Source organism: Streptomyces umbrinus (assembly GCF_030817415.1).
Classification (GTDB): Bacteria; Actinomycetota; Actinomycetes; order Streptomycetales; family Streptomycetaceae; genus Streptomyces; species Streptomyces umbrinus_A.
In genome coordinates this window covers 9,073,159-9,098,221 of sequence record NZ_JAUSZI010000002.1, presented here as the reverse complement: position 1 = coordinate 9,098,221, position 25,063 = coordinate 9,073,159, and the positions used below count along the sequence as shown (strand labels likewise).

The window sequence follows — 25,063 nt, the reverse complement described above, 5'->3', positions numbered from 1 at the left end:
AGCTCCCGAACGACCCGCAACCCCACCCGCTCCCCGCGGAGCGTTACGCCACCAACGAACCCGGCATCACCGCCCGCGGCCCGAACTTCGCCCGGACCCGGTCCGCCACCTCCTCCACCCGCCGGACCTTCTCGTCCACCGGGTCGAAGGTGAGCTGGTAGGAGGCCTGTTGGGCAGGGTCGAGGCCCTCGGCGCGCAGGACGATGCCGCGGACCCGGGCCCGCTGCAGCCCGAGCGCCTCGTACATGCGGTACGCGGCGTCGGTGAGTGCCGAGGAGTGGGCGGTCGGCTCGGGGAGGGTGCGGCTGCGGGTCGTAGTAGAGCGGTCGGCGTAGCGGACGGTGAGGGTGAGCGTGCGGCACACCTTCTCCAGGGCGCGCAGCCGGGAGCCCAGTTCCTCGGCGGCGGAGAGCAGGGCGCGCCGGTGCTGGTCCGGGTCCAACTCATCGCGCGGGAAGGGTCGTTCGGCGGCGAGCGACCGGGAGACGGCGTTCGGTACGACCCGGCCGCGGTCGATGCCCTGTGCCATCTCGTGCAGTTCGCGGCCCATGCGCGCGCTGGTGAGCCGTTGCAGTGTGGACAGTGGCGCGGCGGCGACCTTGCCGACGCTGTCCAGGCCGTACTCGCACAGGGTGCGGGCGGTGGCGGTGCCGACTCCGGGCAGGGCACGCACGGGCTGTTCCTCCAGGAACTCCGCGAGGGCGCAGGGGTCTTCGGGCACCACACGGGTCGTTCCGGGGGCGGCTTCCCGCAGGGCCATCCGGGCGAACATCGGCCCGGGTCCGGCCCCGATCACACAGTCGACGCCGTGCCAGGCGAGCGCCCGTACCCGGATCAGCGAGGCCAGTTCCCCCACATCCCGCTCGAAGTACCGCTTGAAGTACCGCTCGGCGCCCCGCAGATCGGCGAGCGCTCCGTCGGGCGGCAGCGCCTCGATGACGGGGGTGAACTCCTCCAGCGTGCCGAGGAGCCCGGGCAGGGCGGCCTCGCTCGTCGGAGGCAGCTGGAAACGTACGCAGAGGATGGTCATCCCGCACTCCCCGGGCTCTGGTGCCACAACTTCTTTCCACCGGCGGGCCCTTCGCCCGCCGGGCGCAGATCGGCCCACGGATGCATTTCGTATCCCGTGGGCATCTGGATTCGACGGCCGCCCGTCGGATCTCCCGTGTCCCGTGAGCCGTCCTCGGCCTCGTCCTCCCCCTGCGGCTCGGCCAGTCGCAGGGCCACTCCGTCCAGGCCTTCCTCGCGCCGCAGTTCCACCAGGTCGGCGAGGTTCCAGGCGGCCGCGCCGACCACGCTGAGGCTGCGCGGGCCGCGCCGCTGCACCACTCCCCGTACGAGCAGGAGCCAGGAGTGGAAGACGGTGTGGGCGCACGCGTCGTGGGAGTCGTCGAAGAACGCGAGGTCGACCAGGCCCGTGCCGTCGTCCAGGGTGGTGAAGATGACCCGCTTGCCGGAGCGGATCGGCGGGGTCTGGGTGGCCGCCTTGGCGCCCGCGACCAGGACCGTCTCACCATGCCGGGCCGCCCGCAGCCGGCGCGCGGTGACCACTCCCAGCTCGTCCAGGAACGCCCGGTGGTCGTCCATCAGATTACGTGAGGCGTCCATGGAGAGCACACCCAGCTCGGCACTGAGCCGCTCCGCCGAGGAGAGGTCGGGCAGCCCGGCCGACGCTGTCTTCTGCCCACCGGCCAGGGGAAGTTGGTCCCCGCGACCGCCACGCGCGCCCCGGTGCAGCTCGGTCAAGTGCAGTTGCAGATCACGGCGATTGGCTCCGAAGGCGTCCAACGCGCCGACCTGCGCGAGCCGTTGGGCCAGCGGTCGGCTCGGCCGGGCCCGTTCCCAGAAGTCGAGCAGCGAGGCGTACGGCTGCCCGTCCGCGACCCGCACCGCCTCGGCCTCGCTGATGCCGTGCACGTCGGAGAGGGCGAGCCGCACCCCCCAGGCCTTGCCGACCCCTCTGGGAATCTTCCCGGCCGCCCCGCCGAACCCCTCGGATTCAGACACCAGTTCGATACGGTGTGCGACCGCCGACCGGTTCACGTCCAACGGCAGGATCGGCACCCCCCGCCGCCGCGCGTCCGCGAGCAGCAGCCGCTTCGGATACATCCCGGGATCGTGGGTGAGCAGCCCGGCGTAGAAGGCGGCGGGATGGTGTGCCTTCAGCCAGGCCGACTGGTACGTCGGCACGGCGAAGGCGACCGCGTGCGCCTTGCAGAAGCCGTACGACCCGAAGGCCTCGACGATCTCCCAGGTCCGGGCGATCGTCTCCGCGTCGTATCCCCGGGCGGCCGCGTGCTGCGCGAACCAGAAGCGGATCCGTCCCTGCGACTCGGGGTCGGACAGCCCGCGCCGCACCCGGTCCGCCTCGTCGCGCCCGCAGCCGGTCATGATGTCGACGATGTCGATGATCTGCTCGTGGAAGACCACGACCCCGTACGTGCTCCTCAGCGGCTCCTCCAGATCCGGGTGCGGGAAGCGGACCGGCGCCCGGCCGTGCCGCGCCTCGATGAACGGCCGCACCATGTCGGCCGCGACCGGTCCCGGCCGGAAGAGGGAGATGTCGACGACGAGATCGTGGAAGGTCGCGGGCTGCAGCCTGCCCACCAGGTCCCGCTGCCCCGGCGACTCGATCTGGAAGCAGCCCAACGTCTCGGCGGACCGGATGAGTTGGTACGTGGCGGGGTCGCCCTCCTCGACGGCGTCCAGGTCGACCCGGTCCCCCGTGGCTCGCTCCACCTCGGCCACCGCGTGCGCCATCGCGGACTGCATGCGTACGCCCAGCACGTCCAGTTTGAGCAGCCCGAGGTCCTCGACGTCCTCCTTGTCGAACTGCGACATGGGGAACCCCTCGCCACTGGTCGGCATGACGGGCGTACGGGCGAGGAGTGAGGCGTCGGAGAGGAGCACCCCGCACGGGTGCATGGCGACTCCGCGCGGCAGGGCGTCCAGCGCTTCCACCAGTTCCCACAGCCGCCCGTACCTGGCGCCTTCCTGCTGGACCTCCTTTGCCAGGGACCGCAGTTCGGGCAGTTCCTCCAGTGCCGCGCGCGCGTCGCGGGCGCGGATGTGCGGGAAGGACTTGGCGATGCGGTCGATGTCGGCCGGGTCCATGGAGAGGGCCGCACCGACGTCCCGTACCGCATGACGCACCCGGTACGTCTCCGGCATCGCCACGGTCGCGACCCGCTCGGTGCCGAACCGGCCGATGATCGCGCGGTAGACCTCCAGCCGGCGCGCCGACTCCACGTCGATGTCGATGTCGGGCAGGACCGGGCGGCGCTTGGACAGGAAGCGTTCCATCAGCAGCCCGTGCGCGACGGGGTCGGCGTGCGCGATGCCGAGGAGGTGGTTGACGAGCGAGCCCGCGCCGGAGCCGCGCGCGGCGACCCGGATGCCCATCTCCCTTACGTCGTCCACCACCTGAGCGACCGTCAGGAAGTAGGAGGCGAAGTTGTGGTGGGCGATGATGTCCAGTTCACGGTGCATCCGCTCCCAGTAACCGCGCGCTTCGGGAGAACGGTCGTAGCCGCGCCGCACCATCCCCGCCGCCGCCCGCGAGGCCAGCACCCGCTGCGCGGTACGGCGTCCGGCGCCGACGAGGTGCGGCTCGGGGAAGTGCACGGCACCGAGGCCGAGGTCGTCCTCCGGGTCGACGAGGCACTCGGCGGCGGTGGCCCGCGTCTGTTCGAGCAGGCGGTAGGCGGTGTCACGGCGAAAACCCGCGGCCTCGACGATCCGTTCGGCGGCGCCGAGCATGGCGTCCGCGTCCTTGAGCCAGGCCTCGCCGCTGTCCAGTTCCTTGCGGGGGTCGACCGGCACGAGCCGGCGGGCGGCGTCCAGGACGTCGGCGACCGGGCCCATGCCCTGGTCGGCGTACCGGACGGCGTTGCTGAGCACCGGCCGCACCCGCTGCTCGGCGGCGAAGCCGACGGTACGGGCGGCCAGCCGCAGCGAGCCGGGACCGGTTCCCTCGCGCCCGTGCCAGACCGCCTCGAGACGCAGGGCGTCGCCGTAGACCTCCCGCCAGGGCACGAGCAGTTTCGCGGCCCGGTCGGGGCGCCCGGCGACGAGCGCCCGGCCGACGTCGGAGGCGGGCCCGAGCAGGACGGTCAGGCCGTCGGCATGGTTGTCCGCCCAGGGCAGCAGCGGCCCGCCCGTGTCGCCCGCATGCGCCGCAGTAACGATTCTGCAGAGCTCGGCCCAGCCCTTCGCGCCGTCCCGGGCGAGGAAGGTCACCCGAGGTGTCGACTCATCGATGAAGGCACCGCCCCGCACGGGAGCCCGCCGCCGCTCCCCCGATACGGACCCACCGGCTCCTACGGACCCACCGGCCCGCACGGACTCCCCATCCCTTACGGTCCCCCGGGCTCGCGCGGACTCCTGGGCTCGCGCGGACTCCCGGACCCGTACGGGCTCCTCGACCGCGAGGTCGACCCCGAACAGTGGACGCACCCCCTGGGCGGCGCAGGCCTTGGCGAAGCGGACCGCGCCCGCGAGGGTGTCCCGGTCGGTGAGGGCCAGCGCGTCCATGCCCCGTTCGGAAGCGCGCTCGGCGAGGCGCTCCGGGTGCGAGGCCCCGTACCGCAGGGAGAACCCGGAAACGGTGTGCAGATGCGTGAAGCCCGGCACGCGCACCTCCACCACTCCCAGGGGCTCCCATGCCAGCCCTCGAACATTTGTTCCCTACTCCCTCACCCCCACCATAGACCAATTCCCGAACATGTGTGCGACATCCGTTCGGACCCGTCCCACCTGCGCAAACGCCGGGCGGCTCGGACCGTGGGGGCATGACACAGACAGCCGGGGCCCCTCGGTCCTTCCTCGAAGAGGTGAAGGACGGAGTCACTCCGCGGGCCACGCTGCTGGTCATCGGCGTGCTCGCCCTGCAGCTGCTCTTCATCGCCTCCTATGTGGGGGCGCTGCACAACCCGAAGCCGAAGGACGTGGCGTTCAGGGTGGTCGCCCCGGGAGCCGCCGCCGACCAGGCGGTGGCCCGTCTGAAGCAGCTCCCCGGCGAGCCGCTCGACCCTCGCGCGCTCCCCGACCGGGCGACGGCCCGCGAGCAGATCGTGAACCGCGACATCGACGGCGCCCTGGTGATCGACCCCGCCGGCACCACCGACACCCTGCTGGTCGCCTCCGGCGGCGGCCGGGTCCTGGCCAACGCGCTGACCGCGCTCACCACCGAGGTGGAGAAGGCCGAGGGGCGCACGCTGAGAACCGTCGACGTGGTCCCGGCCGACGCACAGGACGCCAACGGGCTCACCACCTTCTACCTGGTCGTCGGCTGATGCGTGGGCGGCTATCTGTGCGCGTCGGCGTTGGCGATCAGCGCGGGCGCACGGCCGGCCAACCCCCGGCGCGCGACGATCCGGCTCGCCGCCATGGCCGTGGTCGCGATCGTCGGCGGACTCGGCGGCGCGGTCATCGTCGGGCCGGTCCTGGGAGCCCTGCCCGGGAGCGTGGCGGCCCTCTGGGGGCTCGGCGCGCTGATCACCTTCGCGGTCGGAGCGGCCACGCTCGCGTTCCAGTGCCTCTTCGGGGTCGTCGGCATCGGAGTGGCCGTACTGCTCGTGGTGATCCTGGGCAACCCGAGCGCGGGCGGCGCCCTCCCGCCCCCGATGCTGCCCCCGTTCTGGAGGGCGATCGGCCCCGCCTTGCCCCCGGGCGCCGGCACCTGGACGGCCCGCTCGATCGCCTACTTCAAGGGCAACGACACCACGGCCTCGCTCCTGGTCCTCTCGGCCTGGGCGGCCGTCGGAAGCGCGGTCACGCTCCTGGCGGGCTCACTGCACAAACCCGAACAACCCGACTCCGCTCCACAAGGGCGCCCTGACAACGGCTGACGCAATGCGGGGATCGGTCCTGGCTGCCGTGTCCAGAGCGGTGGTCGAGTGCTCGGTCCGGTGTGGGGACGTCGCCGTGGATCATGTCGGACGGGCTGCGGAACCACTGGGAGCCGCTGCTGCCTGATCACTCGTCACCCGAGCCACGGCTCTCGACACATCACTCGGTGGAACAGAGCCTGCGGCGCTACGCTCCTGTGCCGTGCAGGAGACGCGTCTCGACACCGCTCGGATCCGGGCGGCCCGCCGGGTGATCGACCCGATTTTCCTCGACACCCCGCTGTATCGCTGCGAGGCGCTGGAGCCCCACCTCGGGTGCGCGGTGAGCGTCAAGCTCGAAACGGCGAACCCGGTCCGCAGCTTCAAGGCCCGCGGGACCGAGGTCATCGCGAGCCGGCTCGCCGACCATGGCCCGCGAGCCGTGGTGTGCGCCAGTGCGGGCAATCTCGGCCAGGCCCTCGCCTGGTCCGGTCGCGGCCGGGATCTCGACGTCACCGTCGTGGCATCCCGCTTCGCGACGGTGGCCAAGCTCGATCGCATCCGCGCACTGGGCGCCAGGCTGGAACTGGTGGACGGCGACCACGAGCCGGCTCGCGAGCGGGCGGCGGCCATCGCCCGGTACGACGGCATCCGGCTGGTCGAGGACAGCCTCGACATCGAGACCTGCGAGGGCGCGGCGACCATCGGCCTGGAACTGGTGGATCCCGTGCCGGAGTTCGACACCGTCCTGATCGCGCTCGGCGGCGGGGCACTGGCCACCGGTGTGGGTCATGTCGTGAAGGCCCTGGCGCCCGAGGTCGAGGTGATCTGCGTCCAGCCGCTGGGCGCACCGGCGCTGACGCTCTCGTGGCGCGGGCGGCGCGTCGTCACCACCGACTCGACCGACACCATCGCCGACGGCGTCGCCGGCCGGCGTCCCATCCCTGCCGTCCTGGACGATCTCCTCCTGGTCGCCGACGACGCCGTCCTGGTCCAGGAGGCGTCGATCACCGCCGGTATGCGGATGCTCCTCCACCACGCCGGCCTCGTCGTCGAACCGTCGGCCGCGCTCGGCATCGCGGCGATCCTCGAAGACCGTGACCGCTTCGCCGGCCGGCACGTGGTCACCATCGTGTGTGGCAGCAACGTCGATGTGGACGCCTATCACCGCTGGGTCGGTGCCGCTCCCGCCCACAGGCCCTGACAAGCAATGCAATGCAACGCAAGAGCCCCGCCCCCACCCGGAAGGTGGGAACGGGGCTCCAAGCCCAACGGAACCGAACCGTCAGCCGATCTGGGTCCCCGTGGCGGACAGCGCCTCGGTCACCGGCTGGAAGAACGTCTCCCCACCGGAGGTGCAGTCCCCGCTGCCACCGGACGTGAGTCCGATCGCGCTGCTGCCCGAGAACAGCGACCCACCACTGTCACCCGGCTCCGCGCAGACGTCGGTCTGGATGAGCCCGTTCACGATGTCGCCGTTGCCGTAGTTCACGGTGGCGTCCAGCCCGGTCACCGACCCGTCGTGCACCTGGGTGGTGGAGCCGCTGCGGGTGACCTTCATCCCGACGGTCGCCTCCGCCGCACCCGTGATCTCCTGCGCGGAACCGTTGTAGAGGTTCACCTCGCTCGGGTGGTCCACGTCCGCGGTGTACTTCACCAGGCCGTAGTCGTTGTCGGGGAAGCTGGAGTCGGCGTTCTCACCGATCTCGGTGCCGGACGAGTCGGACCAGTTGGTGATGCCCTCGGTGCAGTGCCCGGCGGTGAGGAAGAACGGCTCGCCGCCCTTGACCACGTTGAAGCCGAGCGAGCAGCGGCCGCTGCCACCGGTGATGGCGTCACCGCCTGCGACGAAGGTCTTGAACTCCCCCTTCGTGGTCTTGAGTTCGGCCTTGGCGCCGAGCCCGTCGACGACCTCGGTCAGCTGGGTCATCTTCGCGCCCTTGACCGTACGGTCCGCGGTGACGACGACCTTGTTCGTCGCCGGGTCGACCGCCCACGAGGTGCCGGGGATGGTCGCGTCCTGCTTCAGCGTCGTACGGGCGCCCTTCAGTTCGGCGAGGGAGTTCTCGACGATTCTGGCCTTGGCGCCGGCCGACTCGACGGTCTCGGCCGCGGCCTCGTCGAGGACGTTCACGACGAGGCTCTTCGCCTTCGCGTCGTAATACGTTCCCGCCGCGTCCGTGCCGAGGTCCTTGCCGAGCGTCGAGGCGAGCTTTCCGGCCGCCGTGACCGAGAGGATCTTGAGCTCGGGAGCAGGTGCGTTCTCACTCGCGTTCGCACTCTGCAAGGTGACTCCCGCGGCGACCAGTGCGGCGATGCCCGCACCTGCCACGGCCGCCCGCCGCTTGGGTATGCGTCGGTGCTTCAACTTGTGTCCTCCTGTGGGGGGTCGGAAACGGCGGCCGTGGGGGGCCACCGAGACCGAAAGGTGTACGGACATGGACCCGACTCGCAATAAAAGCCGCGTCCATGCCAACGGACGCCGACCACTATTCCGAGGCCGCACGGGAGCACACAAGGTCGACTTCAGGACGCGCGTGCCACAACGGACGCGCGCCCCCGCATGGTTGACGCGCGTTGACAAGTGGCCGTCTCACCACGTCGATTCCCATAGCAAACACTACGAGCGAGTAACTAACGCCAGTCTGTGAGGTCTAGTCCTGTCCGGATTTCGACCCTCCGAAGTCCGGATCCAACGGTGTCTCGACGGGCGGGAGTTGCTCCTGCATCGATTGCTGCCACTGCGCCAACAGCTGTTGCGCCTGCGCCGAGAGCTCCTGTGGCTGAATCGGACGCTGCTGCGCCTCGGGCAACGACTGCTGTGGCTGAGCCGTCCGGTCCGGCGGCTGCTGTGCCTGAGGCGCGGGAGGCGCCGCCTGTTGCGCCGGCTGCTGCGCCCGCTCCAGGAACCGCAGCAACTCGACGGGGAAGGGCAGCACGAGCGTGGAGTTCTTCTCGGCCGCGACCGCCACCACCGTCTGCAGCAGCCGCAGTTGCAGGGCGGCGGGCTGCTCGGACATCACTCCGGCGGCCTCCGCCAGTTTCTTGGATGCCTGCAGCTCGGCGTCGGCGTTGATGACCCGGGCCCGGCGCTCACGGTCGGCCTCCGCCTGCCGGGCCATGGACCGTTTCATCGTCTCCGGCAGCGACACGTCCTTGATCTCGACGCGGTCGATGGACACGCCCCACTCCACGGCCGGGCTGTCGATCATCAGCTCCAGCCCTTGGTTGAGCTTCTCGCGGTTGGAGAGCAGATCGTCCAGCTCGCTCTTGCCGATGATCGACCGCAGTGACGTCTGCGCCATCTGCGAGACCGCGAACCGGTAGTCCTCGACCTGGATGACCGCGTCGGCCGCGGACACCACCTTGAAGTAGATGACGGCGTCCACGCGCACCGTGACGTTGTCCCGCGTGATGCCGTCCTGCCCGGGTACCGGCATCGTCACGATCTGCATGTTGACCTTCTGGAGCCGGTCCACGAAGGGCACGATCATGGTGAACCCCGGACCACGCACCCCGGATCGCAGCCTGCCGAGGCGGAGCACCACGCCCCGTTCGTACTGTTTGACGACGCGGGCCGCCGCCATCGCGTACACCGTTCCGACGGACGCGAGAGCCACTCCCGCCGTCACCAGCTCCTCGATCATTACGACCCCCAGGGTCCGTATCGGGCGCAACAGGTGTGTACTTCGACGGTAACTCCGGCGCGGACGCGAAGGGGAGATGGAGGACCGAGGTGCCGAACGGGATACGGATGCGGGACGGACGACTGCTGGCGTTCGAGGAGTGGGGGGACCCGGACGGCAGCCCGGTGATACTGCTGCACGGCACACCGGGCGGCCGGCACGGGGCGGTGCCGCCGGAGCTGATGGCCGAGCGTCCCGGGGTGCGGTTCATCGCGTACGACCGGCCGGGGTACGGGGATTCGGACCGCGGTCCCGGACGCCGGGTGGCGCAGGCCGCGCGGGACGTGGCGGCGCTGGCCGACGGACTCGGGCTCGGGAGGTTCGCGGTGCTCGGCCGCTCGGGCGGTGCCCCGCACGCGCTGGCCTGCGCTGCGCTGCTGCCCTCGCGGGTGCGGCGGGTGGCGGCGATGGCGAGTCTCGCGCCGCCCGTCGCCGAGGGGCTGAACTGGTTCGACGGGATGGCGAGGTCCAACGTCGAGGAGTTCACACAGGCGCTCACCGACCCGCTGGAGTTCGCGGACCGGCTCGCCGCCCGGGCCGCCGCGATCCGCGCGGATCCGGCGCAGCTCCTCGCGTCGATCAAGGACGGCCTCACGGACGCCGACCGCCGGATCGTCTCCACCCCGGCCGTGAGCGAGATGCTGCTGCGCAACTACCGTGAGGCGCTGCGCGAGTCAGCCTACGGCTGGCTCGACGACACCCTCGCGCTGCTGAGCCACTGGGGCTTCGACCCTGCGCAGATCACCCGCCCCGTGCTGCTGTGGCACGGCGCCGAGGACACCTTCTCCCCGGTGGGCCACTTCGAGTGGCTGGCCGAGCGCATCCCCCGCGCCCGCCCGGTCCTGGACCCGAAGGGCAGCCACTTCTCAGCCCTGGAGGCCCTCCCGGACGTACTGGACTGGCTGTGCGCGACACCGCGGACCGACGCCTGACCCGGGCCACCGCCTCACGCCCGGGGCCCCCTCGCACCCCGAGGCCACCTCACGCCCGGGGCCGGCTCACACCCCTGGCCCCACTATGAGCCCGCCCCCCGCGGCCCCCGGCCGCTCCAGCCGCGCCCCGCGCATCAGCTGCAGCCGCCAGGGCCACTGACGGCTCAGCTCCCCCGTCACGTTGCCGCGCGTGATCTCCCACAGGAGCACCAGCGCCAGCACCACGAGCAGCACCAGCGGTGTCGTGAACAGCAGCGGACTGCGGCGTACATGGCGCTGCTGGTCGGAAGCCACTTCCCTGTTCCCCCGGTCTTTCCAGTGCACCCGGGTGAGCCCCCACGGCCAAGGACGAGCCCCCGCACCGCGAACGGCGTACGGGGGCTCGTCTGCTGCTGGCTGCAGTCAGGTCACGCGGGTGTCGATGTGGCGCGTACCGATCAGAATACGTTGACGCCGTAGGCGCCCAGCGCTTCGGTGACCGGCTGGAAGAACGTGGTGCCACCGGAGGTGCAGTTGCCGCTGCCGCCGGAGGTCAGACCGTAGGCGACACCGTTGCTGCCGTAGAGCGGACCGCCGGAGTCGCCGGGCTCGGCGCAGACCGTGGTCTGGATCATGCCGTAGACGATGTCGCCGCCGCCGTAGTTCACGGTCGCGTTCAGCGCGGTGACGCGTCCGGTGCGGGTGCCGGTGGTGGAACCGGTGCGGATGACGTTCGTGCCCACACTCGGGGTGGCGGCACTGGTGATGTCCACGCTGCCCGCGGTGCCCGACTTGGCGACCGAGGTATTGGTGTAGCGCACCAGCCCGTAGTCGTTGGTCGGGAAGCTGGAACCGGCCGTCGAGCCGAGCGTGGTGGTGTGCCCGGAGTTCGACCACCAGGTGCCGGCGCCGTCGGTGCAGTGACCGGCGGTCACGTAGTAGTCGGCGCCCGCGCTGTTCTTGACGTTGAAGCCGAGGGAGCAGCGCCAGCTACTCGCATAGATGGCGTCGCCACCCTTGATCAGCTTGTTGAACTTGCCCGGCGTGTACTTGATCTGCAGAGCGCCGGCGTTGCTGCCCGCGGCCCGCTTGATCTTCGCGATCTCGGCCTTGGAGACGGTGCTGTCGACCGTGACGACGACCTTGCCGGTCTTGGCGTCGGTCACCCAGGCGGTGCCCGGCACATCGGCCTTGAGCACGGAAGAGTTGGCGCTCTTCAGCTGGGAGGTGCTGAACGTCTGCGCGTCGCTCGCGTTCGCGGAAGGGATGGTGAATGCGGCCGCGGCCACGAGTCCGGAGGTGACGGCGATCAGCCGGGTCCGTCTCGCTATTCCGCTGCGGGGGGTGGTGCGCTTGGTCCTCACTGTTCGTTCCCTCCAAAGGGAAGTCGGGGGCCCGCGTGGGGTCGGGGCCCGTGAGGCGCACGCCAGAGGAAGAATGTCCGGATTCCGGACAAGCCGTGCCCCTGACAAGGCGCTGGGGGGAGTATTTGGCCGCACACCCGACGGGCGCAAGGGCGCCTTTCGGCCGTGCGGTGTTCAACTTACGTATGTCCCACGGGAGTTGATCTCATCGACGACAGTGTGTGGATTACGTGCGGATTATCGGAGCAGATTGCGTTCCCCGGCGGCAATCGCCGCGCTCAGGCTATTGCCCGGCGGCGGGAATGGGCAGATGAAGTGGTCCGCGAATGCGCAGGGCGGAAGCAGGGCACGGTTGAAGTCCACCGTCGTGCGCCCCTCTGTGTCAGGAGCCGCCGGGCGCAGGAACCGGAAGCGATAGCTGCCGTTCCCACTCGTCGCATCGCCGAAAACCGCCCACAGCGATCCGTCCCCCTGAACCGTCACCTGAAGCGTCAGGTCCTGCCCGCCGAGCGTGAAGGCGAGCTCACCGCCGAGCCCGAGCCCACGCTCCCGCCCGTCGGCGTTCGCCACGCGTACGGTCCGGTCCTCCCCGTACGGCGTGAAGCGGCCCGGCACCGACCAGCGCGGATCGTACGGCGTGGCCTCGATGCCCCGGAACGCCTGCCGGGCCGGGGAGGCGGGGTCGAAGTCGCGTACCCCCAGGGCCCCTTCGCGTACGAGGACGACGAACCTGCGCTCGCCGTGCGCGACCCGGGCCGTGACGGCCGGACCGGGGTCGGCCCCGAGCCGGACCTCACCGGCGAAGGGCGCACCGTCCACGAGCAGGCCGTCGGCCGCGTCGGCCGTCAGCACGACGGCGTCACCGTCCACGGACCACCGGCCGGGCATGTCCGGAAGTAGCCCCTCCGGATAGTCCTCGATCCAGTGGGTGCCGCTGAGCGCGAGCGGGCCGTAGGGCGCGGACACCGTCTCGGTGCGGTGCTCGTGCCAGTGCTTCCACTCCTCGGACGCGGCCGCCGCTCCGTGTTCCGTCGTCATGTGATCAACCCTTCCGCACGGGCTCAGCCGGCCCGAGGTGTGAGCGCGGCGTCGCGCCGGTGTATTCCGTCCGGCGCGACGCCGGTGGTCGTGACCTCCCCGGGGCCGCGGCGGTCGCGACCGCCGCGGCCCCGGGATCTCCTAGATCTTCGGCAGGCCGGGCGGGTTGATCTCCGACTTCGGCACGGCCTCGCTGGACAGGCCCCAGCGCTTGAGCACACGCCCGTAACTGCCGTCCTCGATCACGTGGTTGATGGCGGCCGCGTACGCGTCGACGAGCCCGCTCCCCTTCTTCGTGGTGGCGGCGATCTTGCCCTGGAGGTCGTCGCCCGCACCGGAGAGCGTGCCGATGACCTGCGACTGTCCGGCCGAGGCCACGTGGTACGCGGCGGACGGGCTGGGGCCCAGGTAGGCGTCGATACGACCCGACTGGAGGGCCAGGTAGTAGTCCGTGTCCTTCTGGAAGTACTTGATGGACACCGGCTTCCGGCCCGCCTTCTCGTTCTGCTTGCTCCAGTCGACGAGGATCTTCTCCTGGTTGGTGCCGGACGAGACGGCGATGGTCTTGCCCGCCACGTCCTCGGGACCCTCGATCTTCCAGTCGGTGCCCTTCTTCGCCTCGAACGAGATGTTGTCGAGGCGGTAGGTCGCGAAGTCGTACTTCTCCTTGCGCTCCTCGGTGACGGTGACGTTCGAGAAAACGGCGTCGAACTTGCCGCTGTCGAGACCGACGAAGAGGTTCTCCCAGGAGACCTCGTCGTTGTCGAGCTTCAGCCCGAGGGTGTCGGCGACGATGGTCGCGAGGTCGATCTCGGAGCCGATTCTGGTCTTGTCGTCGGTCGCGTAGAAGCCGAGTGGCGGCGAGGCGTCGGCGCTCTGGCCGAGCTTGAGCGTGCCGCGCTTGCGGATGGCCGCCGGGACGAGCGCGGCGATGTCGTCGACCTTCTTGCCGCGGATCCGGTTCTGGTCCGGGCCGATGTTGACGTCGCCGACCTTCTTGGTGCCGGAGCTGCCCGTCCCGGTCGCCGCGTCGCTGTCACCGCCGCAGGCGCTGAGCAGGGGGGCGACGACGAGGGCGGCGACGGAGGCGGCGAGGGTGCGTCGGGATATCACGGGTGAACTCCTGGTGTGGGAAGAGAGGTTGGAACGATCGGACAGCTGCCGGTTCAGAGAACCTTGGAGAGGAAGGCACGGGTGCGTTCGTGCCGCGGCCGGTCGAGTACGTCGCCGGGGGCGCCCTGTTCGACGATCCGGCCGTCGTCCATGAAGACGACCGTGTCGGCGACCTCGCGGGCGAAGCCGATCTCGTGCGTGACGACGATCATCGTGGTGCCCTGATGGGCCAGGTCCTTGATGACGTCGAGGACCTCACCGACCAGCTCGGGGTCGAGCGCGGACGTCGGCTCGTCGAAGAGCAGCAGTTTCGGCTCCAGAGCGAGCGCGCGGGCGATGGCCACGCGCTGCTGCTGTCCGCCGGAGAGCTGCTTCGGGTAGGCGTGGGCCTTGTCCGCGAGCCCGACCCGGTCGAGCAGCCCGCGCGCGCTCACGGTGACGTCCTTGCGGGGCCGCTTCAGCGCGGAGACCGGGGCCTCGACGATGTTCTCCAGCACCGTGAGATGCGGGAAGAGGTTGAAGTTCTGGAAGACGAACCCGATCCGGGTGCGCTGCCTGAGGATCTCCCGCTCGCGCAGCTCGTACAGCTTGTCGCCGGAGCGCCGGTAGCCGACCAGCGAGCCGTCCACGCTGATCCAGCCCTGGTCGACCTTCTCCAGGTGGTTGATGGTCCGCAGCAGCGTGGACTTGCCGGATCCTGACGGGCCGAGGACGACGGTGACCTCACCGGTCCGCACCTCCAGGTCGACGCCCTTGAGGACTTCGAGCGAACCGAAGCTCTTGTGCACGGACTTGATGTCGACCATGGGGGCGCCGGCCGCCCCGTCCTTGGCCGGATCCTTGGTCAGCGGCGCGCTCATCGGGTGCTTCCCTTCGCGAAGTGTCGTTCGACGTAGTGCTGGAGGATCGAGAGCGCGGTGGTCAGGAGGATGTACCAGGCCGTCGCGACCATGAGCAGCGGTACGACCCGGCCGTTGCGTCCGTAGATGACCTGGACCTGGTAGAAGAGTTCGCCGATCGCCATGACGGAGACGATCGAGGTGCCCTTGAAGAGGGAGATCACCTCGTTGGCGGCGTTCGGCAGGATGGAGCGCATCGCCTGCGGCAGCACGATCCGCCGGATCTGCCGCAGCCTGGGGATGCCGAGCGCGGCGGCGGCCTCCAACTGCCCGCTGTCGACGGACAGTACGCCGCCGCGCACGATCTCCGCGGCGTACGCGGCCTGGTGCAGGGCGAGCCCCAGCACGGCCGCGCTCATCGCGCCGACCAGGCCCATCGTGTCGAAGGAGAAGAAGCCGGGCCCGAAGGGGATGCCGAACTCCAACTCCTTGTAGAGGTAGGCCAGGTTGAACCAGAAGAGCAGCTGCACGATCAGCGGGATCGACCGGAACGCCCAGATGTACGCGAAGGAGACGGCCTTCAGGAACGGGCTGGCCGACAGCCGCATGAAGGCCAGGACGATGCCGAGCGCGAAGCCCAACGCCGTTCCGTAGAAGGTGAGTTGGAGCGTCACCCAGACCGCCTTGAGGATCACCTCCGCGGTGAAGAACTCGGCGAACACCTCCCACTCCCAGCCGGAGTTGGTGGCGAGCCCGTGGACGAACTGGGCGAGCAGCACGGCGGTCACGGTCACCGCGACCCAGCGCCAGGGATGGCGTACGGGCACGACCTTGAGCGCGCCGTAGTCCTCGGGCTCGGCGGATGTTCTGGTAAGGGGTGGATCACTGGTCAGCGACATGGGAGTCCTCTGGGTGAAGGAAGCGAGCGGGGCCGCCGGGGGTGCGGAGGGCGTGGTTACGCGGCGGCGCTACAGGACAGCGCGCGCAGAAAGGCCAGTGCGGCGCGCGCCGTTGCGTCGTTCTGCCGGAAGGCGGGCCCTCCGGTGCGCGGCCGGGTGAACGCGCCGGAGCCCCGGGCGTCGGTGTGCGGTCCGAGCGCGAAACGCCGTGGGTGCGGGGTGCCGGAGCGGTCGAGGACACGCCCGTCGGCGGGGTCCACGGCGAGCAGCCCCTCGGGCGTCGCCGCGGCGCCCTCGGCGTACAGCTCGCGCAGCAGCGAGTCGCGGGTGCGCTCGACCGTGGGATGCGGCAGCCGCGCCTCGACGAGCGCCCGTGCCTCGACGTACTCCCCCGGCACGCCTGCGCTCCCGGCCCGGAAGACGCCGTCCGAGGCCTCTACGGTCATGCCGGCGCCCAGGAACCTGAGCACTCCCGCCCGGGACAGGGCGAGCATCTGCCGCAGCCGCGGTCCGGGCGGCCCCGACGCCAGATAGCTGAAGAACCCGTGCCACCAGGACCCGATGTCACCGAGCCGCACCAACTGCCCGTAGACGGACAGGAGTCCGAGGAAGACCGCCATGTCCGCGCTGTGCGAGGAGTCGTGACGCCGGGTCAGATCCCCTTCGATGTAGGCCCGCAGCCCGTCCTGGAGTTCGTCGTACGAGGCATGGCGCACCCCGTCCAGCGGATGGTCGAGCGCGGCCGGGTCGAACCGGTCGGCGGTGTCGGGCACGGCCGAGGCGACCAGGGCCTGGATCTCGGCGCTGTCACCGGCCGCGTACTTCTCCTCGAAGTCCGTCCAGGCCATGTCCGTGCGCTCGGGGTGCGCCGTGAACAGCCGGTGGTAGTGCGCGAAGCCCAGTTCCTTCTTGACGAGCGGCCACACGTCCCGCCGGAAGTCGAGGCCGCCGGGGCGCGCGAGCAGTGCGTCCACCTCGCCCGGCCCGAAGAACCGTGGCAGCGGCGGCCGTTCACCGGTCCAGTCGTAGCCGATCTTCGAGTGGTACGGGACTCCGCGCCGCGACCCGACGTGCAGCACGGGCTCGCGCCCGGACGCCCGGTACGTCAACTCCCCGTCCGCGCCCGTCTCGTAGCGCCCGCCACGCCCTTCGGTGAGCAGCACCATCAGGTCGACGAAGGCGAGCCCGAAGCCCCGGACGAGCACCGGTTCGCCCGGCGCGAGGGCGGACAGGTCGCTGTCGGCGGTGTAGTCCGGCGGCAGATGGACAAGGTCGTGGGCGCGGGCGTACGCGGCCAACTCGCGCTGCTCCTGGTCGAGTTCCGCGTCGAGGTGGCCGAGCGTGAGGACGACCAGGTCGGCCTGCAGCGGGCGCGGCCGGCCCTCCAGCCACACCTGCTGGCGTCCCTCGCGCGGGCCGACGACCCGCAGGGCGCGGCGGGCGTGGTGGTGGACGCGGATGCCCGGCGGGAGCGCGGCGACGGTCTGCTCGTAGACCCAGCGCATGTACGTGCCCTGCCGTTGCCGGTCCGCGAAGACGCGTCCGTCGAGTGCGGCCCACTCGTGCAGCGTGGGACCCTCGCGCACCGGTCCGGCCATGTCGACCGTCTCGTCGGTGAACATCGTGACGTCCTGCGCCTCGGAGTTCATCCAGAGCAGCGGCGACTGAGCCTCGCGCCAGATGCGGCCGCCGCCCGGCGGATAGGGGTCGACGAGATGGATGTCGAGTCCCTCCGAACCGACGGAGCTGCCGACCGAACCGTCCAGACCGTCGCCCGAACTCGCGTACAGCTCGGGCGCGTTGGCGGCGATCCGCTCCAGGAGTCCGGTCCCCCGCGGCCCGGCTCCCACGATCACCAGTGACGATCTCAACGGACGCCCACCTCGAACGCACTGAGAAGCGGCCCCTGTGCGACTGGCAGCCATCGGGCCCGCGCCCGGGAACCACCAGCCGCGCAGCGGCCGCCCCATGCGATTCGCACCTTCTTGGTGACCTGGTAGGTGCGGTGTTGGCATCCCCTGGTCATGAGCGACCAGACTCCTCTGCCCAACGTTCCACCGAGCAGAGATGGTTGACGCTTCGCAGGCTGCCCAACGGCGAAGCCTCCACGTCCCGCAACCGCATACCCTGCGGCCGACCCGCCCAACCACTGCGGACTCACGGACAGTAGCACGATCACAACACTCCGTACATAATCACCCTGGGCGGTGACACTGCGCGCGGCCTCGTGCAGGGTGAGCCCGATGATCGCGACCGTGACCGGCCCGAGCAGGTCGACGGTCTTGACCCCGAGGATCGTCGGATGGAGCGCCCCGATGTTGAACCAGAACAGCAGCTGCACCAGGATCGGCATCGACCGGAAGAGCCAGACGTATCCCCAGCTCACCGCGCGCAGCACGGGGTTGGCGGAGAGCCGGAACGCGGCGAGCAGCGCACCGAGGGCGAAGCCGAGCGCCATGACGAGCGCGGTCAGCCAGAGCGTGAGGCCTCGGCCGCGCAGGACCGACGCGGACGTGAAGTAGTCACCGACGACGTCCCACTGGAAAGCCTCGTTGCGGGCGACGGAATTGACGACGAGCCCGAACAGGATCAGGACGGCACCGGCAGCGGTCCACTGCCCGAGGCGGCGGCGCGGGACGATGCGCGGAGGCACCGCGTCTTCGGGCGCGGCCACCTCGACAAGGGTGTGCGAGGACATGCGAAGGCTCCGTGATACGTCGGTCGAACACGGGTGGTGCCTTCACACAGGTCACGCGGAACACGCGGACGCCACGAGGGCGTCGTGCGACGTGTACGGCGTGCACGGCCGAGCCCCTCAGCAGGGCCGTCCACCGAGAGTACGGGTGCGTTTCCCCTCGCTGTCAAGGCCGTCCACACTGTGAGCCGTACGTCTCACGCCAGTTGACGCCAAACCGGATGCCTGTTCCACTTGCTCTCATGCATCCGCAGCAGTGGCTGGTCAAGCGCTCCCACATCGACTTCGGTCGAGTGTGGTCCTCTTCCTGTTGAGCTGACCCCCTGCGCGCCCGAGCCCTTCATGGGCGGGCGCCTTCTGCGTTTCCCACCTTTCTCCACCCTCTCCACGCCTTCACACGCGCACCCCTCCCCTCGCGCTTCCCAGCTCCCTTCCGCGTTTCCTGCCTCGTTCGTCCAGGAGATCCGCACGCCATGAGTACGTCCCCACGGCCCCGCCGTGCCCTTTTCATCCCCTTCGCCCTGATCACTTCCGCGGCGCTGCTGCTCACCGCATGCGGATCCGGCAGCGACGGCGGAGGCGACACCCAGGCCGCGGCCGCGTCCCGGAAGATCCCGACGACGGACGTCGTCTCATCGCTCAAGGCGGACGCCTCCGCCGTGAAGCTGCTCCCGGCCGGCACCGACTCGCTCACCCTCGCCGTCAGCGTCGGCGGCACACCGCCCGGCACCAGCTACCTGGAGGACGGCAAGACCCTGGCGGGCCAGGACGTCGACTTCGCGGCCGCCGTCGCGAAGGTCCTCGGCATCGAGCTCAAGCGCGAGGCCGCGAGCTTCGAGGCGATCCTCCCGCGCTCGACAGCGGCAAGTACGACGTCGGCGTCGGCAACTTCGGCGTCACCGACGAGCGCCGCAGGACCATCGACTTCGTGACCTACATCAAACGACGGCCAGGGCTTCGCCACCCGCAAGGACAGCAAGCTGGACAAGGTCACCGACCTCGCCCAGCTGTGCGGCCTGAACGTCGCGACCGGGGCCGGCACGACCTTCGAGGCCACGCTGGAGGAGAACAAGCACGTCTGCTCCGACGCCGGCAAGAAGGCGTACAAGGTGCAGACCTACAACGAGCAGGGCGCGATCTGGTCCTCGCTCCAGCAGGGTCGCAGCGACATCGTGATGAGCACCATCAACGGGCTGCGCTATGCCGTCACCCAGCAGGAAGGCCTGAAGTTCCTCAACGAGTTCCACCGTCTCGACGTCGGCTTCGCCTTCAAGAAGGGCACGAAGCTGGCCCCGGCGTTCCAGGCCGCGGTGAACAAGCTCATCGCGGACGGCACGTACGACCAGATCCTCAAGAAGTGGGGCACGACCGGCTCGGCGATCGAGAAGTCGGAGATCTCACCGCCGGAGCCGAAGAACTGACCGGCCGTCGGGCCTGCCCCCATCAAGCCCGAGACCATCAAGCCCGAGACCGTCGGGCCTGAGGCCGTCAGGCCCGACGGTGACGAACAGGCGGATCAGCAATTGCAGCCGCAATCGCATCCGCACCCGTCACAGCAGTTCCCGCAGCAGTCACAGCCGTCGCAGCAGTCGTCGCAGTTGTCGCACCGCCGGCAGATCCCCTCCTTGCGCTCCCCGCTCCACGGGTCGTCGTACTCGCAGCAGCACATCTGGCACGTACAGGCCAGGCCCATCCACACGGCGCAGCCCGCGAGGAGTCCGCGCCGGTCACGGCGTGGCGGCTCGGGAGGGGGCGGCGGGCCGCCGGGCCCGGAGGGCGCGTACGGGTTGCCCGGCGGCGGCCCGTACAGCTCGGCCCCCTGGTGCGAGCAGGAGGAGGTACCGAAGGCGCGGTCGACGGAGTTGCGCAGCTCGTGGGCGAGCAGCACGTGCGCCAGCTTCGCGTCGGTGAACTCCGCTTCCTTGAGTGCGAGCCGTATCCCGTGCAGCGCGTCGTCTGCGAGCCGCCGGGCTTCCTCCAGGGACGTACCGGTGGCGGTCAGCGGGTTCCAGGCGCCCGACGCGGCGTCAGTTTCCCTGTCCTCCACGGCGTCCAGGAGGTGCGCGAGCCGTCCGAAGAGCCGGCCGGCCTCGGCGAGCGGCTCCGCGTTGCCGGGCCGCCCGGCCAGGATCGCGGTGTGGGCGAACGCCGCGGCGGTCGCGGTCTCGGTCGGCTCCGTGACGGTCAGCAGCGGGGTGCCGGGCCCGGCGAGCGCCTCGATGCCCACCTGCCGGTCCACGGCGTCGACCAGCACGGCGGTGTCGAAGCCGACGTCGGAACCCGTACGGGCACCGGCCCGCCCCCAGTTCACGGCGACCCGTCGGGCCGCGAGCGCCACCGGCCGACGGGCCAACAGCCCGTCCCCGTCGGCCATGTGATCGCGCACCTTCGCGGAGGCGAGAACCAGCGAGACGGCGGCCGCGAGCCGGGCTCCCTCACCCTGGGCGACCGAAGCGCTCCGCATTCCGCGCAATGGACAGGGCCCCGCCGTGCGCCGCCATCCACTGGCGCGCTCGGCCTGAGCCTCCGTCAGAACCGATATCAGCAAGCCGTCGTAGTTCGTGACGACCCGTGCGAACTGTCCGTGATCCCCGCGAAGTGCGAGACACAGCCCGCACAAATGCGCCATCCATTGGGTTTTGAGGCTTTCCCCGAGCCGATGAGTGCAGGGCCTGACGATTCCGAACACGACGATCCCCCGTGGTGTATACGACGTTGAGCTGCGGCATCGTACCGACCACCCCGTTCACCCGTACGCCCCAGCCGTCACCCGTCCGCCGTGAAGAATCATATTTCACTCTCAGTCAGCAGCGGTGTACGGCACGACCCTTGGGGTACGCGGCCTCTCGACGAATTCGCTGTGCACCAGTACCGTCACGAAACCCCCGCGCGGCGTCTATCCCCTTGGCGCGACATCCGCATCATGCACGACCATGGGGATGCGGAGAAAAGAAAGACCGCTGTGAGAGGAGGCGTCCACATGGGATCGGTGCGCAAGGCGAGTGCCTGGCTTGGCCTCGTCGACGACAACGATGACGAGCGTTACTACGACGACGACTACGCCGAAGGGTCCGAGACCGGGGCCAGGGATGCCTGGGTGACGGACCCGCGTGTGAAGGTGGCGTCGGAAGCGGCCGAGGAGAAGGGCCGCCGGATCGGCACGGTCACCCCGGACAGTTTCCGGGACGCCCGTGGCATCGGCGAGCTCTTCCGCGACGGCGTTCCCGTCATCATGAACCTCACGGCCATGGAGGCGGCCGACGCCAAGCGCGTCGTCGACTTCGCGGCCGGCCTGATCTTCGGCCTGCGCGGCTCGATCGAGCGTGTGTCGAACCGGGTTTTCCTGCTGACCCCCGCCGACACCGAAATCGTCAGCGGGGAGCCCGCCGGCCGCCGCGCGGACGGCTTCTTCAACCAGAGCTGAGCAGGGCCGCTCACCGGGCCCGCCTCTCGGCGCCGCGGTAGGAACTCGCCTACCGGAACGCGTCGAGACCGGTGAGCGCCTTGCCCAGTACCAACTGGTGCATCTCGACGGTGCCTTCGTACGTCAGCACCGATTCGAGATTCGTGGCGTGCCGCATCACGGGGTATTCGAGCGAGATTCCGTTGGCGCCGAGAATCGTCCGCGCCGTACGGCAGATGTCGATCGCTTCTCGTACGTTGTTGAGCTTGCCGAAGCTGACCTGCTCGGGACGGAGCCGTCCCGCGTCCATGCGCCGCCCCAGATGGTGGGCGAGCAGAATCCCCTTGTGCAGTTCGACCGCCATGTCGGCGAGTTTGGCCTGGGTGAGCTGGAAACCGCCGATGGGCCGCCCGAACTGCTCACGCGTCTTCGCGTATTCGACCGCCGCCTCGAAACTCGACCGCGCGGCACCCATCGCGCCCCACACGATCCCGTACCGGGCGTGCGACAGACAGCTGAGCGGCCCCTTGAGCCCGGTGACCCCGGCCAGCACGGCGTCCTCGGGCAGCCGCACCTCGTCGAGCACCAACTCGCTGGTGACCGAGGCCCGCAGTGACCACTTGTGCTTGATCTCCGGCGCGGAGAACCCGGGACGGTCGGTGGGCACGACGAACCCACGGATCCCGTCATCGGTCTGGGCCCACACCACCGCAACGCCCGCCACGGACCCGTTGGTGATCCACATCTTCCGCCCGTTGAGAACCCAGTCCCCACCATCCCGCTTTGCGTAGGTACGCATGCCCCCGGGATCGGATCCATGATCGGGCTCGGTGAGCCCGAAGCACCCGATGACCTCACCGGCGGCCATCCTCGGCAGCCAAGCCTGCTTCTGCTCCTCGCTCCCGAAGCGGTGGATGGCGTACATCGCGAGCGATCCCTGCACGGAGACGAGCGAGCGGATCCCGGAGTCGGCGGCCTCCAGCTCCAGACAGGCGAGCCCGTACTGCACGGCGGAGGCCCCGGCACACCCGTACCCGTCGAGCGACATCCCCAGCGCGCCGATCTCCCCCAACTCCCGCGCCAACTCCCGGATCCCGGGCAATTCACCCTTCTCGTACCACTCGGCCACATACGGCAGCACCCGATCCGCCGCCCAAGCCCGCACGGTCCCCCGGACCGCCAGATCCTCCGCGCTCAACAGATCATCGACACCGAGCGGATCAGCGGGATCGAACGGCGGCGGCTTCGCTGAAGAGCTCGACGAAGAGGAAGAAGAGGAAGCAGACATGACAGAAGCCTCCGGCACGAAAAACTAGCACTGTTAACCACGGGCGAGGCCCGACGTTACGACGCAGTGTCGCGCACGTCCAGGCCAAGTTCACGGTGGCACGGGGCTGCGGCGGCCGGAGGCCTCACCGCGCACGGACCCGCGATCGCCCGGGGCGTCGCCTCGCACAGACCCGCGACCGGCCGGGGCTTCACCCCGTACGGACCCGCCGCCGCCAACGGCGAGATGCCCCACGAGAAACCCACACGGAACTGGCACCCTCAACGGGCGGTGCGGGCGGGAAAGGCATGAAAGCGCAACCACACCAAACAGCCAGCCGACACCAAACCGTCAGCCAACGGACTCCACCCGCAACGAAGACTCCGCCTCCCGAGGCCCAGGCACCTCAACCTCAGCCGCCGCCGCCCCACACTCCATGGCCCGAGGCAACCGCAGAGCCATCACCGCCCCCAGCAACAACAACCCCGCACTCACCAGCAACGTCACATGCAGCCCATGCACAAACGCATGCCGCGCAGCATGCCGCAACGCCTCCCCGGGCCCCCCACCCAGCCGCTCCGCGACTTCATACGCCTCCCCCAGGGAATGCCGAGCCGCATCCGACTCCCCGCCAGAGACCCCCGGAACGGACGCAAGTCCGGGCGAGTACGCCGCGTTCATCACGCTCCCGAGAAGCGCGATCCCGATCCCGGCCCCGAGCTGGTACGACGTCTCCCCGATCGCGGCGGCCCCACCGGCCTGCTCCTGCGGAGCCTCGCTCAGCATCGACTCGTACGCCCCGAAGAGCGTCACCTCCAGCCCGAACCCGAGCAGCACGAACCCGGTCAGCAGCAGCGGAGCGTTGTCGTGGCTCCCCATCCCCGTCAGCGTGATCACCGCCGCGGCGGTGAGACAGAACCCGGAACAGACCATGGTCCGCGGCCCGAACCGCTGCAGCAGCTTCGCCCCGACAAGCCCCGCGGCCATCGCGGCGACGGTGAGCGGCAGCAGCCGCAGCCCGGTCTCCAGCGGAGAGAGCTTCAGCACGAGCTGGAGATACTGCGCGGCGATCAGCTCAAGGCCGACGAGCGCGAGCATCGCGAGCACGATGCACCCCACGGACGTACTGAAGGCGGGCCGCGAGAACATCTTCAGGTCGACCAGCGGATGCCGACGCCGCCGCTGACGCCGTACGAAGGCGAAGAGCAGCCCGGCGCCGACGAGAAGCGGCACCGCCGTGAAAGCGCTCAGCGGGGCCTCTCCGCCGCCGAGCCGCTTCACGCCGAGAACGACGCCGAAGAGCCCGGCCGCGGCCATCAGCGCGCCGACGACGTCCCACGGCCCGTCGCCGTCACCGGTCGACTCGGGCAGCAGCAGCCGCCCGACGGGCAGGCTGACGAGCATCAGCGGGATGTTGATGAGGAAGACCGAGCCCCACCAGAAGTGTTCGAGCAGGAACCCGCCGAGCAGGGGTCCGACGGCCGCGCCGACCGCGGCGACGGCGCTCCACACACCGATCGCGAGCGCCCGCTCGCGCCGGTCGGGAAAGACCTGCCGCAGGATCGACAACGTCGCGGGCATGATCATCGCGCCGCCGACGCCGAGCAGGGCGCGCGCCGCGATCAGTACCTGCGCGCTGTCGGCGAGGGCCGCGATGGCGGATGCGACGCCGAAGAGCGCGTACCCGAGGAGAAGAACGCGTCTGCGGCCGACGCGGTCACCCAGCGTGCCGAAGAGAATCAGCAGCGAGGCGCAGACGAGCGGGTAGATGTCGACGATCCAGAGCAGCTCTATCGCGCCGGGTGTGAGGTCCTCGGTGACTGCGGGTACTGCGACGTGCAGCACGGTGGCGTCGACGGCGACCAGCAGCAGGCTGACGCAGAGGACGATGAGGACGACCCAGCGGTTTGCACCGGCCCCGGTCTCCCGACGGCAACGCGCAGCGGCCGTGGTCGTCCCGGACATGTACGTACCTCCCAGATGTTCCCTCGCGTTCGGCGGATCCGCTGGGTGGGGACTC

At 70.2% G+C, this 25,063-nt stretch carries 18 protein-coding genes and 2 pseudogenes; 5 read left to right on the top strand and 15 right to left on the bottom strand.

Annotated elements, in window-relative coordinates; genetic code table 11:
• Positions 1-43: 43 nt before the first annotated feature.
• Together QF035_RS40210 and QF035_RS40205 are read right to left on the bottom strand one after the other, a co-directional pair.
• Positions 44-1,030: a DNA polymerase Y family protein gene (locus tag QF035_RS40210; protein WP_307526142.1), complete on the bottom strand. Its 987-nt coding sequence runs from the start codon at positions 1,028-1,030 to the stop codon at positions 44-46.
• Positions 1,027-4,632 carry a DNA polymerase III subunit alpha gene (locus QF035_RS40205; protein ID WP_307531787.1) on the bottom strand — a complete coding sequence of 1,202 codons (3,606 nt, stop codon included), beginning with the start codon at positions 4,630-4,632 and terminating at the stop codon, positions 1,027-1,029. Before QF035_RS40205 ends, QF035_RS40210 begins: the two co-directional genes overlap by 4 nt.
• 158 nt (positions 4,633-4,790) lie before the next feature.
• Between QF035_RS40205 and QF035_RS40200 the strand changes: the two are divergent.
• Positions 4,791-5,849, top strand: a pseudogene (locus QF035_RS40200) (DUF3533 domain-containing protein).
• Between the two features lie 202 nt (positions 5,850-6,051).
• Positions 6,052-7,032, top strand: a complete 981-nt coding sequence (locus QF035_RS40190; protein WP_307526141.1) for a threonine ammonia-lyase — start codon at positions 6,052-6,054, stop codon at positions 7,030-7,032.
• Between the two features lie 81 nt (positions 7,033-7,113).
• On the opposite strand, the gene QF035_RS40185 is transcribed toward QF035_RS40190, so the two are convergent.
• Both QF035_RS40185 and QF035_RS40180 read right to left on the bottom strand, forming a co-directional pair.
• Positions 7,114-8,196 (bottom strand): S1 family peptidase, encoded by a 1,083-nt coding sequence (locus QF035_RS40185; protein ID WP_307526139.1) that lies wholly within the window; start codon positions 8,194-8,196, stop codon positions 7,114-7,116.
• Positions 8,197-8,482: 286 nt separating this feature from the next.
• The gene (locus QF035_RS40180) at positions 8,483-9,475 is read right to left on the bottom strand and encodes a slipin family protein (protein ID WP_307526138.1); all 993 of its coding nucleotides are present in this window, start codon (positions 9,473-9,475) and stop codon (positions 8,483-8,485) included.
• Between the two features lie 89 nt (positions 9,476-9,564).
• Here QF035_RS40180 and QF035_RS40175 point away from each other — a divergent pair, with 89 nt between their 5' ends.
• A complete protein-coding gene (locus QF035_RS40175) occupies positions 9,565-10,446 on the top strand; it encodes an alpha/beta fold hydrolase (protein ID WP_307526137.1) in 882 nt (293 codons plus the stop codon).
• Positions 10,447-10,512: 66 nt separating this feature from the next.
• Here QF035_RS40175 and QF035_RS40170 read toward each other — a convergent pair whose 3' ends face one another.
• From QF035_RS40170 to QF035_RS40135, 8 genes are all read right to left on the bottom strand, one after another.
• Positions 10,513-10,740, bottom strand: coding sequence for a hypothetical protein (locus QF035_RS40170; protein ID WP_307526135.1), 228 nt, complete (start codon positions 10,738-10,740; stop codon positions 10,513-10,515).
• Positions 10,741-10,883: 143 nt separating this feature from the next.
• A complete protein-coding gene (locus QF035_RS40165; protein ID WP_307526133.1) occupies positions 10,884-11,789 on the bottom strand; it encodes a S1 family peptidase in 906 nt (301 codons plus the stop codon).
• A gap of 237 nt (positions 11,790-12,026) precedes the next feature.
• Entirely contained in the window at positions 12,027-12,827 is an 801-nt protein-coding gene (locus QF035_RS40160; protein WP_307526131.1) for a DUF1684 domain-containing protein, read from the bottom strand.
• Positions 12,828-12,968: 141 nt separating this feature from the next.
• A complete protein-coding gene (locus tag QF035_RS40155; protein WP_307526129.1) occupies positions 12,969-13,940 on the bottom strand; it encodes an ABC transporter substrate-binding protein in 972 nt (323 codons plus the stop codon).
• Positions 13,941-13,993: 53 nt separating this feature from the next.
• Entirely contained in the window at positions 13,994-14,800 is an 807-nt protein-coding gene (locus tag QF035_RS40150) for an amino acid ABC transporter ATP-binding protein (RefSeq protein ID WP_307526127.1), read from the bottom strand.
• A complete protein-coding gene (locus QF035_RS40145) occupies positions 14,797-15,678 on the bottom strand; it encodes an amino acid ABC transporter permease (RefSeq protein ID WP_307526125.1) in 882 nt (293 codons plus the stop codon). The genes QF035_RS40150 and QF035_RS40145 overlap by 4 nt, the downstream gene beginning before the upstream one ends.
• 56 nt (positions 15,679-15,734) lie before the next feature.
• Positions 15,735-17,549, bottom strand: a complete 1,815-nt coding sequence (locus QF035_RS40140) for an FAD/NAD(P)-binding protein (RefSeq protein ID WP_307526124.1) — start codon at positions 17,547-17,549, stop codon at positions 15,735-15,737.
• Positions 17,546-18,376 carry an ABC transporter permease subunit gene (locus QF035_RS40135; protein ID WP_307526122.1) on the bottom strand — a complete coding sequence of 277 codons (831 nt, stop codon included), beginning with the start codon at positions 18,374-18,376 and terminating at the stop codon, positions 17,546-17,548. The genes QF035_RS40140 and QF035_RS40135 overlap by 4 nt, the downstream gene beginning before the upstream one ends.
• A gap of 470 nt (positions 18,377-18,846) precedes the next feature.
• On the opposite strand from QF035_RS40135, the pseudogene QF035_RS40130 reads away from it, so the two are divergent.
• Positions 18,847-19,794: pseudogene (locus tag QF035_RS40130) on the top strand (ABC transporter substrate-binding protein).
• Between the two features lie 95 nt (positions 19,795-19,889).
• Here QF035_RS40130 and QF035_RS40125 read toward each other — a convergent pair.
• Complete coding sequence (locus tag QF035_RS40125; RefSeq protein ID WP_307526120.1) at positions 19,890-21,062, bottom strand: DUF5685 family protein; 1,173 nt, start codon at positions 21,060-21,062, stop codon at positions 19,890-19,892.
• Between the two features lie 291 nt (positions 21,063-21,353).
• Here QF035_RS40125 and QF035_RS40120 point away from each other — a divergent pair, with 291 nt between their 5' ends.
• Positions 21,354-21,797 carry a cell division protein SepF gene (locus tag QF035_RS40120; protein WP_143635919.1) on the top strand — a complete coding sequence of 148 codons (444 nt, stop codon included), beginning with the start codon at positions 21,354-21,356 and terminating at the stop codon, positions 21,795-21,797.
• A 49-nt stretch (positions 21,798-21,846) separates the two neighbouring features.
• Here QF035_RS40120 and QF035_RS40115 read toward each other — a convergent pair whose 3' ends face one another.
• Positions 21,847-23,064: an acyl-CoA dehydrogenase family protein gene (locus QF035_RS40115; protein ID WP_307526118.1), complete on the bottom strand. Its 1,218-nt coding sequence runs from the start codon at positions 23,062-23,064 to the stop codon at positions 21,847-21,849.
• A gap of 330 nt (positions 23,065-23,394) precedes the next feature.
• The gene (locus QF035_RS40110; protein WP_307526116.1) at positions 23,395-25,008 is read right to left on the bottom strand and encodes an MFS transporter; all 1,614 of its coding nucleotides are present in this window, start codon (positions 25,006-25,008) and stop codon (positions 23,395-23,397) included.
• Positions 25,009-25,063 lie beyond the last annotated feature (55 nt).